The 9,092-nt window shown below is 68.0% G+C and carries 12 protein-coding genes and 1 pseudogene; 3 read left to right on the top strand and 10 right to left on the bottom strand.

The features are described from left to right. Positions 1-1,202 (bottom strand): glutathione-independent formaldehyde dehydrogenase (locus ACWC5O_RS31280; protein ID WP_450781121.1); only part of this gene is annotated, 1,202 nt, incomplete at its 3' end. A gap of 213 nt (positions 1,203-1,415) precedes the next feature. On the opposite strand from ACWC5O_RS31280, the gene ACWC5O_RS31275 reads away from it, so the two are divergent. Together ACWC5O_RS31275 and ACWC5O_RS31270 are read left to right on the top strand one after the other, a co-directional pair. After that, on the top strand, positions 1,416-1,604 hold the full coding sequence (locus ACWC5O_RS31275; RefSeq protein ID WP_450588125.1) for a hypothetical protein: 189 nt from the start codon (positions 1,416-1,418) through the stop codon (positions 1,602-1,604). 14 nt (positions 1,605-1,618) lie between these two features. Beyond that, the gene (locus ACWC5O_RS31270) at positions 1,619-1,849 is read left to right on the top strand and encodes a TetR/AcrR family transcriptional regulator C-terminal domain-containing protein (protein WP_450588124.1); all 231 of its coding nucleotides are present in this window, start codon (positions 1,619-1,621) and stop codon (positions 1,847-1,849) included. A 66-nt stretch (positions 1,850-1,915) separates the two neighbouring features. On the opposite strand, the gene ACWC5O_RS31265 is transcribed toward ACWC5O_RS31270, so the two are convergent. The 4 genes from ACWC5O_RS31265 to ACWC5O_RS31250 all read right to left on the bottom strand — a co-directional run bounded on the left by ACWC5O_RS31265 (position 1,916) and on the right by ACWC5O_RS31250 (position 4,654). Next, positions 1,916-2,398, bottom strand: a complete 483-nt coding sequence (locus tag ACWC5O_RS31265) for a DUF4232 domain-containing protein (RefSeq protein ID WP_450588122.1) — start codon at positions 2,396-2,398, stop codon at positions 1,916-1,918. A 235-nt stretch (positions 2,399-2,633) separates the two neighbouring features. Continuing rightward, a complete protein-coding gene (locus tag ACWC5O_RS31260; protein ID WP_450588120.1) occupies positions 2,634-3,128 on the bottom strand; it encodes a cupin domain-containing protein in 495 nt (164 codons plus the stop codon). Positions 3,129-3,416: 288 nt separating this feature from the next. Next, entirely contained in the window at positions 3,417-3,872 is a 456-nt protein-coding gene (locus tag ACWC5O_RS31255; RefSeq protein ID WP_450588118.1) for a VOC family protein, read from the bottom strand. A gap of 257 nt (positions 3,873-4,129) precedes the next feature. After that, on the bottom strand, positions 4,130-4,654 hold the full coding sequence (locus ACWC5O_RS31250; protein ID WP_450588116.1) for a hypothetical protein: 525 nt from the start codon (positions 4,652-4,654) through the stop codon (positions 4,130-4,132). A 361-nt stretch (positions 4,655-5,015) separates the two neighbouring features. On the opposite strand from ACWC5O_RS31250, the gene ACWC5O_RS31245 reads away from it, so the two are divergent. Then, complete coding sequence (locus ACWC5O_RS31245) at positions 5,016-5,600, top strand: GNAT family N-acetyltransferase (protein WP_450588114.1); 585 nt, start codon at positions 5,016-5,018, stop codon at positions 5,598-5,600. Positions 5,601-5,725: 125 nt separating this feature from the next. On the opposite strand, the pseudogene ACWC5O_RS31240 reads toward ACWC5O_RS31245, so the two are convergent. From ACWC5O_RS31240 to ACWC5O_RS31220, 5 genes and pseudogenes are all read right to left on the bottom strand, one after another. Next, positions 5,726-5,890: pseudogene (locus tag ACWC5O_RS31240) on the bottom strand (class I SAM-dependent methyltransferase); the annotation flags it as partial. 75 nt (positions 5,891-5,965) lie between these two features. Continuing rightward, positions 5,966-6,424, bottom strand: a complete 459-nt coding sequence (locus ACWC5O_RS31235) for a hypothetical protein (protein WP_450588112.1) — start codon at positions 6,422-6,424, stop codon at positions 5,966-5,968. 74 nt (positions 6,425-6,498) lie between these two features. Next, positions 6,499-7,047 (bottom strand): DUF2231 domain-containing protein, encoded by a 549-nt coding sequence (locus ACWC5O_RS31230; RefSeq protein ID WP_450588111.1) that lies wholly within the window; start codon positions 7,045-7,047, stop codon positions 6,499-6,501. 37 nt (positions 7,048-7,084) lie between these two features. Further along, positions 7,085-7,351 carry a hypothetical protein gene (locus tag ACWC5O_RS31225; protein WP_450588109.1) on the bottom strand — a complete coding sequence of 89 codons (267 nt, stop codon included), beginning with the start codon at positions 7,349-7,351 and terminating at the stop codon, positions 7,085-7,087. A 42-nt stretch (positions 7,352-7,393) separates the two neighbouring features. Next, on the bottom strand, positions 7,394-9,091 hold the full coding sequence (locus tag ACWC5O_RS31220) for a tetratricopeptide repeat protein (protein ID WP_450588108.1): 1,698 nt from the start codon (positions 9,089-9,091) through the stop codon (positions 7,394-7,396). Between the last annotated feature and the right edge of the window lies 1 nt (position 9,092).

Genomic DNA, 9,092 nt, shown 5'->3' with positions numbered 1-9,092 from the left:
TGGGCCAGGGCGGCCCGGCACCGGCCGCTGTCCTCGACGCTGACCACCGCCCGGTGCGCGAGCCCCAGGTCGAGGTGCAGAACCACCTTGGTGTAGCCCTCGACGCGCTTGTCGAACTTCTCGTACGCCGTGGGCGCCTCAGCCAGGGGCAGCTCATGGGAGACGACGAAACTCGGCCGCGCACGCCCCGAGATGATGAGGTCGCGCAGCTGCCGGTTGTAGCGCTTCACGTTGCACTGCCCGGTGCCCAGGCGCAGCCCCTTCTCGAAGAGCTTGCCGATCGAGACCATGAGCCGGCCCTGCTTGGCCTGCTCGTCCGGTCCCCCTGGGTCGGCCGGCACGTACAGGCCGGGTATGCCGAGCGCTCCGGTCGGCCGGACGGTCTCGATGATCGAGTTCAGCACGGCCGCGGGCTCCTCGCGGTTCTCGGTCCTGGCCACGGCCTGATAGCCGACCGCGTCGATGCCCTTGTCCGTGCCTTCGCCGTTCGTCTGCTCCTTGATCTGCTCCACCGGGTTGCCCTCGGCGAAGTTGATCGGGATCGCACCGATCTCCTCGGCCTTCTGCAGCCGCTCGAGCACCCGGTCGACGACGAACACCCTCGACGCACCGCGGATCATGGCCGAGTAGGCGGCCATGAGTCCGACGGGCCCGCCGCCGTACACCACGACACTCTCACCCGGGGAGACCTGGGCGAGTTCGTTGCCGTGGTAGCCGGTCGGGAAGATGTCGGCGAGCAGAATGAAATCGGTCTCGTTCGCGGTGCCTTCCGGCAACTTCAGACAGTTGAAGTCGGCATACGGTACGCGCAGGTATTCGGCCTGGCCCCCGGTCCACGGCCCCATCGCGACATAGCCGTACGCGCCACCGGCGAAGCCCGGATTCACGGTGAGGCAGAATCCGGTGTAGTCGGCCACACAGTTCTTGCAGAAACCGCAGGCGACATTGAAGGGCATGACCACGCGGTCGCCCTTCTTGAGAGAGGTGACCCCCTCGCCGAGCTCCTCGACGATGCCCATGTTCTCGTGGCCGAAGACGATGCCAGGTTCGGCGGCAGTACGACCCTCGTACATGTGCAGGTCAGAGCCGCATATGGCGGTGGACGTCACCCGTACGATCACCTCGTTCGGGTGCTGGAGCCGAGGCTTCTGCACCTCTTCCACCGCTACCTCGAACGGTCCCTTGTACACGACAGCCCTCATACGACACCTCCGATTAGCGATATGTGCTCGCTGCCGGAGGACAAACGGCCGTCAACCGAACGTAGCCTGGTGCGAACGGGCAGTGGAAAGGTCGCGGCCGTTCGCCTCACGTGACCTAACTCTCATGGTCCACCTATGGAGAGCGTGAAACAAGTCGGCTATTGTCAATCAAATTCCGATTTCAACTTCGCGCCGAATGGGAGGACGAGGAAAGTGGCTCAGCGTTTCGGGACCTTGCTCGTCCCGGTGCCCGGCGTCTCGGGCACCATGTACCCGCCGGGAACGCCCGTCGCCATCAGCGGACGCGGCTCGTCCGTCGACGCTTTCGTGGACGGCGACTGGCTCCCCCTCGCCTGGTGGGAGTTCGCCGAGGGACTGTCCGAGGGCGTCCCCGACAGCTGATCCTGCCCAGGCTCGTGGACGGCTTCACGCTTCGTACCGGTACGGCCCCCTCCCGGTGCGTCGCCCCCTGGGTGGACACCCAGGAACCCGCGCTCCTGGCGCTCCTGGCCACCGGCCGGTTCCCCGCGCTCTCCCGCCTCGCCACGACCGGTTACGATCTCGACCTCGACGCCCTCTTCGAGTTCGGCCTCCAGAGCCTCCTCGGCGGCCTCGCCCCACTCCTCGAGGCGAGCTCCGCCGGTTGAACGGAGAATCCGAGAGGCCCGGACACGAAGGGAAACGACTTCCAAGAACCTGGCGGGCAGGGTCGGCTAGCGCAGGTGAGGCGGGCCGATCCGGATGGTGTCGCTGCACACCTGGGTGGGCAGCCGGTGTCCCTTCGCGTTGGTCACGTGCACGAAGCGGCCGTAGTCGTGCTTGGCGGGGTGGGGCGCCACCACGTCGCTGGAGGCGTTGTAGTTCCCCGCGATCCAGCAGCTCTCGCGCGGGACGACGTGCGGTTGGTAGTAGAGCGGGAAGTCGACCGTCCGGCCCGGGTCCAGCACCAGCCGGACCGGCGTGGCCGTCTTCGTCGGCTCCGACTCCACGTCCTGCGCCTTGCCGACCCAGACGTGCAACTGCGGGTAGCCGTCGAAGGCGCAGGGCTTTGCACTTCTGTTCCTGGCACTCAGCATGGCCGCCGCTGCGCCGGCCGGCTTGTCCGCCGAGCGGGTCCATTTCCAGCGCAGCTGCGGTGATCCGCAGGCGGCGGGCCGGGTGTGGCCCCAACCGCAGGCGGTCAACCCCAGCAGCACCGCCAGGCTGAGTATCAGGACTGTTGCTTTTCGCCGTGCTATCAAAACATCCCCCGTGGAGAGGCCCCCTGCCTCTGCGGACAGGTAGATGCAGCCTCTCCCCGGAAGGTTCCGGCGGACGGGTCGGTGTTCGCCGCGCCTGGCCCTCGCCGGAGCGGTCACGTAGGGCCGGGCGTCGGTTCTGCCCACGCCGGTGGCCGACCGCCGTGCCGGCGCCGCGTCAAAGAGCCACGCCTCAGGGCCTGTTCGCGGGAGGAGCCTGGTACGAGCTGGTCCGGTAACGGCTGCGGAACTCGGCCAGCAACTCATCGGTCGCCTCGGCCCCGGCGCTCACGGCGGCGTGGACGTCACGGAAGTATTTCTCGTAACCGGCCGGGGTGTAGAGGCACAGGGCACGAGCGAGGACCGACCCTGCATTGCGGAAGCCGTGCGGGGTGCCGCGGGTCGCGGCGAGCAGATGCCCAGGACTGGCGGTCACCTCGCCGTCCCCGGTATGGAGCGTCAACTCGCCCTCGAGGACGTAGAAGTACTCGTCGTGCCCTTCATGCACGTGCGGCCTGGCACCGATGGTGCCAGGGGCGAGGCTGAACTCCTCGAAGGCGAAGTGCCCGCCCGTGTGCTCGCCGGTGAGCCGGAAGAAGTGCGCGACACCGGCGACGTCTATGAGTTCACCTTCCTGGGGGCTGCGCAGCAGCGGACGGGCAGGAATCCGGGACTGATCATCGGTCATGGCGCATTGTGACCCAGGACCCACTGCTTCAGGTCAACACACCTGGCTTGATCTTCAACCTGTGCGGCGCGGTTTCGACGTGGTTGACTGATGGTCGTCCGGGGCCGGGGCGGGAGTGTTTCGGTGCTCTGGCCGGACACGGTCCCGGATTAAGGGTGCACGGTCCCGGAGAAGAAGGGCCCTGTCCGCAACCGCGGGAAGCTTCGCTCACGCGGAGGCCGCGGCCGCCGACATTCGCTGGTCGCGGTCATCAACGAGTGGCTGTGACCAGTACCGCCCGACGGGGTTCTAAACGACGCAGAATTCGTTTCCCTCGGGGTCCTGCAGAACGACGGCGTAGTGCTCCATGTCCGGCTCATCCATGATCCGTAGCACGGTGGCGCCGGCCTTGGTGAGCCGTTCCACCATGGCGGTGACCCGCTGAGCGCGGACCGCCAACGGGACCTCACGCCCTCCGCCCACCTTCAGGTCAAGATGCAACCGGTTCTTGGTGACCTTCGGCTCGGGGACCTGCTGGAACCACACCCGTGGCCCCTGTCCCGCAGGATCGATGATGGACTCCGGCGTCTCCCCGGCACCGGTGGGCAACTCCTCCTCGGGCACCCCCATGCCCGCCCAATACTCCCGCCACGTGGAGTGCCCACCGGGCGGAGGCTCTGGAACGTACCCCAGAGCCTCGGCCCAGAAGCTCACCAGCCTCCGCGGGTCAGCACAGTCGATCACCAGTTGCAGCGTCATCTCCATACCCGGAGGATGCCAGGCAGGTCTGACAACATCGGCCACGGCTCTTGCCCGGACCACCCCGTGCCAAAAGATGCACTTTCGCAACAGGCCCCAGTACGGCAGCAGTTGCCCCGAGGGGGTCCTGCGGTCGATCGTGTCGTCGCGGGGAGTGGCGGCACATCGTGCCTGCGGAGGCACCTGACCTGCCTCTGTGTCAGGAGCGGTGAGGGGGCCGACCGCTCCCGGGGGAGGAGCCGGTCCCTACGGGGAGTGACGGCTCAGCCCAGGCCGAGGCTGGAGAGCGCCGTCGTCCAGTCGGTCATGATGGCGTTCTGCGCGTCGTCGAGGCCGACCTCACCGGCGCAGACGGCCTTCTTCAGCTTGTTCTCGACGGCGTCCTTCTCGGCGGAGGTGCCGTCGCCGTAGTGCGGCTCGGGCCAGAGGTTCTCCTCGCTCTTGGGGGCGCCCCCGAGCTCGAGGGGGACGAAGTGGTCCTCCTCGTAGTCCGAGAGGCTGGTGTCGGAGTAGCCGTACTCGGCGATCTGCTTCTTCTTCAGCGCGTTGGTGTACGAGGTGGAGGGTCGTACGGTCGCGGTCCAGCCGGATACGCAGATGGTCGAATCGATGGTGTCCTGGGTGACGTCCGGGTTGAGGGCGCCGGGCGTACAAACCGCGTCGGGCAGGGGGAGGTAGGCCTGGCTGCAGCTCGCGGCGTGGGCGGAGCCGGTGGTGAGGGTGAGGCCCGCGGCGGCGAGGGCGAGGGTGGAGAGGACGGTCACCAGGGGGCGGGGTATTCGGGACATGTGGGGGTCTCCCGGTGCGGTGCCCGGCAGGATTCCGGGCGATCGTGAGCATGACAGCACCGGGATCATCTATGCGAGTAGACCTCTTTGCCCGACCGAGGGCTTCTTTGGCTGAACGTTTGTCCGGCCGGGAGTGACGGGGGGTGAAGTCTTGACGCGGCCTTGGCGGCGCTTGAGGAGCAGGCTTTGCCGTACATCCGCGCGGCGTGACGGCTCGTCAAGCAGCCGAGCGGATACGCGACGCGCTTGGCGGAGCGGCTCTTCGGATCTGCGGCTCCCTCTGTGAGGCAGGTAGACCGGACATTCCTCGGCCGTGCCGGTGACCTTGACGTACGCGGCCACGGTCAGGTGATCATGACCCATGACCCGTGCTCTGTCGACGCCGCCCGTCATTCCCTCTGGTTCACTTGCCGGCTCGCCTCAACCGGTGCTCCACACGGCCCAGGGCTTGTTCTTGCGTCCCTGGGAACGTGCCGACGCGCCAGTGTTCCTTTCTGCCTACCAGGACGGCGAGATCCGGCGCTGGCATACGCGTCGGCCCTCGACCGAGAGCCAGGTCCGGGAATGGTTCGACGCCTACCGGCAAGATTGGCAAGAAGAGAAAGGTGGCCACTGGGCGATCACCAGCAACAGCGGCGATGTGCTCGGCCGGATCGCCCTGCGCGGCCTGGACTTCGACGACGGAATCGCTGACGTCGCCTACTGGGTGCTTCCGTCCGTGCGCGGCATCGGCGTGGCCTCCCATGCCCTCACGACGCTGAGCGCCTGGGCCCTGGACGAGATCGGCTTCTGCCGTCTGGAGCTGGACCACTCGACGCGGAACCAAGCCTCTTGCGGGGTCGCCGCAAAATGCGGCTATGCCCTGGAAGGCACCAAGCGCAGCGCCGCCTTGCATGACGACGGCCGACACGACATGCACTCGCACGCCCGGGTCCAAGGCCACTGAGGCCGACCGGTCATGCGCGGAGCCAGATGTTGAGTGCTGCGGTGGTGACGGTGCCGAGGAAGACGTAGCGCCTGATGGGCGCCCGCCGCGTGAGCCCTTGCGCAGGCGGGCGGCGCGGGTGTCGGCTCCCTGCTGTAGAAGCCGGTGCCGCACGCCAGGTCGAGAACCGACTTGCCGCTCACGTCGCCGACCATGCCCAGGAAGCTCGGCATCTCCCCGTAACGCATCAGCGGCAGCGACGGGAACCCCTCGAACGCCTCGTCGATCTCGTCGTACTGCTGCACGCTCACGTGCTGCCCGCTCTTGTGCTTCGTCCTGTACGTGGCGGTCGCTCAGGCGACGCACTCGCGTGCATGCTCGGCTGGTCAGCTTCCGCCGATGCCCAGGGCGGTGAGCAGGACCAGGACGAGGGTGGCCACGGCGAACAGGCCGTGGGCCATCACGACCGGCAGCGGGAAGTGGCTTTCGGCGGGTACGGCCCCTTCGGCTCCCTGAACCGTCGCGGCAGCCGGTGTCGGCCCGGCGGCGGCGCGGTCCCGGTAGACGGGGATCCAGCGGGCCAGCATCACGAATCCCAGCAGGGCGACCGGCAGCAGCAGACCGAACGAAGTCCAGGCCAGGGCGGTCTTGTCAGCCACGACATAGATGATCCACACCACCAGCCCGATCGTGGCCAGGGCGAAGTGTCCGAAGACGGCCGGTGCGGGCAGGCGGCTGGTACCGGATTGCTGTTGTCGGATTCCGCCCCGTTGGATCCAGGTGCCGAGCATGAAGAACCCGCCGAGGGCGGTGGCCACCCAGGTGATCAGTGCGGCGATGTCCATGGGGAACTCCCTGGTGATGACCGTGTCGAGGACAGCCGGACGACACCGGCCGCCGTGGCCGGTGCGCGGGCCGGTCACATGGCGGAGCCTGCCTTTCGCGCGCTGTGGTCAGGCATGAACCCCTCGGCCTGGGTGCTCTCGTCGGCGACCCGTACGCCGTAGCGGTAGGCGAGCTTGCCGCCCAGAAAACCCGAGACGCCCAGGACCGCCATGCTGAGTGCGGACAGGATGAGACTGCCGGGGCCGACACTCCCGCCGTCGGTGTACGTGCTGTGGCGCCACAGGAAGTTGACGGCGTAGGCGGCGGTCACCACCAGGTTCAACGTCATGTGGACCAAGGCGGTGCGATAGGCCGGGGTGCCGGTCGGAATCGCGAACAGGTCGAGGAATCCGACGATGGCAGCCAGCAGGGCTCCGAGCACGCCTATGGCGATCAACCACTCCGAGCCCTGGGTCAGGAATCCGGGACGGTGCACGACATGGGAAGCGATGTCGAACACCAGGCTGGTCACCCAGGCGCCGATCGGCACCGTCACCAGGATCGGGTGGAACGGGTGGCCGTAGGGGCCGGCGAGCGTGGCGCTGACCGGATGCTTCGCCTGAAGCCGCGACTCGGTGACCATCGCAACCTCCCACTAGGTTCACTAACAATTGTTGGCCTTATTTGCGCGGCGGCGCATGTTCACCTTCATCCGGCGTGCCCGCCGCGCCGTCACCTGCGACGAGGCCGCCGCCGGCGCCGGGATCTCCCGCAAACTCGCCGCCTTCCACCTCGACAAACCCGTCGCCGCCGGTCTGCTGCGCGCCCGCTACGAAATGCCCGGCGGGATCCGCAAGGTCGGCAGACGGCCGAAGGTGTACGAGCCCACCGATGCCCAGAGGTCCGTGATCTTCCCCGACCGGCGCCACGAGTTCGTGACGGACCATGCCCGCAGCGGCGGGAGGGGGTGGGGTCACGGTCCTTGTCGTTCACCGCTCACCGGTACAGCAACCGTCCCCGGATGCGGAACCCGCGGTGGCGGTTTCCAGGCGGCAGAAGCAGGACGCCTCGATCGGTACGTCCGCCATCGCCGCGGCGATCTTCAGCTGCTGGGCCACGATGTGCGCCTCACCCTCCTTGCCGAGCCGCAGGAGGCATTCGTGGAGGCCGTGCAGGGCCCAGACGTTGCCCGGGTGCTGCAGCGGGCGCGGCAGCGTGTCGTCGAGTCCGAGGTCGGCGCGGTAGACGGCCTCGGCCTCCGCGACCAGGCCCTGTTCGAGAAGCAGTGCGCCGTATGCGTGCCGGGTGGGTTGCATCCACCCCCACGGCTCGTCGTACGGAAGGCCGTCGTCCAGTTCGATCGACCGGCGCAGTGCCGCGAACGCCGTTTCGTGCTTCCCCTTGCGGTAGGCCAGCTCTCCGTCCAGCATCTGCGCGGCGATCGCCAGGATGTCCGTGCACGTGTTGTTGAACAACATCCGTGTCTGCGGGACCCGGGCCACCGCCTCGCGGAAGAGCTCGCGCTCCGTGTCGGCCTCGTCGACCCGGCCCGTGGCGGAGAGTGCGACTCCGCGCGCGTACCGCAGCATGGCCGTGCTCACGCAGTACAGCTGGGCGTCGGCGGGCATCGGAAGGCTCAGGATGTCGTCCCAGCGGCCGAAGCGGATGAGCACGTGCACCCGCATCGCGAGGAATCCCTCCAGCCAGTCGGCCATGGGCGGGCTGTCCACACGCAACAGTTCCTCGGGCACGGCCGCTTCGAGCCGGTCCGCCGTGTCGATCGCGTCCTGGAAGCGGCCGAGGAACATCGCGCCGTAGATCTTGAAGTGGTAGTTGTGACACCGGTACAGGGTGTAGAAGTTCATCGCCCCGGCCCTGGCGTGGAACTTCTCGTCGGCCGTGATCGCGGCCTGGTTGTCGGCGATCACACGGCGGTAGTCGCCGCAGAGCACTTCCAGGTGGGACGGCATGTGCTGGAGATGTCCCGCGTCCGGCACCAGGCCGCGCAACCGGTCACCCACCGGCAGGGCGGCCTCGGGAGTCGGGGACATCTCCATCAGGTGGATGTACATGTGCAGCAGGCCCGGGTGCCGTGCGCCCGCCTCTGTGGCCATCGCCCGATCGAGCACCGCCTTGGCCTCGGTGGTGCGTGAGCCCGGGGCCGGCCTGCCCGTGCGGATGTCCCACAGCTGCCAGGGTGTGAGGTTCATCAGGGCGTCGGCGTAGAGGGTGGCGACGTCGAGGTCGTCGGGCGCCACTCGGTGGACGGAGCGCATGCTGTCGGCGTAGGCGGCGCTCCACACGGAACAGTCCTCGGCGTCGGGGGACTGGGCCCGTGGATAGCGAGCGTGCAATGCGTCGATGAGTGCCTGCTCGACGGGGGTGGCGCCGGCGGCCTTCGCACGGGCGCGCTGTACGGCGGCGTGCGCACGCTCCACGGACTGGCTCAGGTCCTGCTCGTCGAAGGAGTCCCAGGGCTTGTTGTAGTTGGGGCCGAGTGCGTAGGCCAGGCCCCAGTCCGCCATGGCACAGTCGGGATCCGCCGCGGCGGCCGCCTCGAAGCAGCGGACGGCCTCCTCGTGGTTGAAGGCGTACGTCCAGTTCAGCCCGCGGTCGAACCACGTCTGCGCCTCGGAGGACGACGTTGTCACGCGCCGGCCGTGGCTGCCGAGGTCGTAGTACTGCATA

This window comes from Streptomyces sp. NPDC001450 (assembly GCF_053597295.1).
Note: the sequence above shows the minus strand (reverse complement) of the source record. Positions and strands in the feature narration are given on the sequence as shown.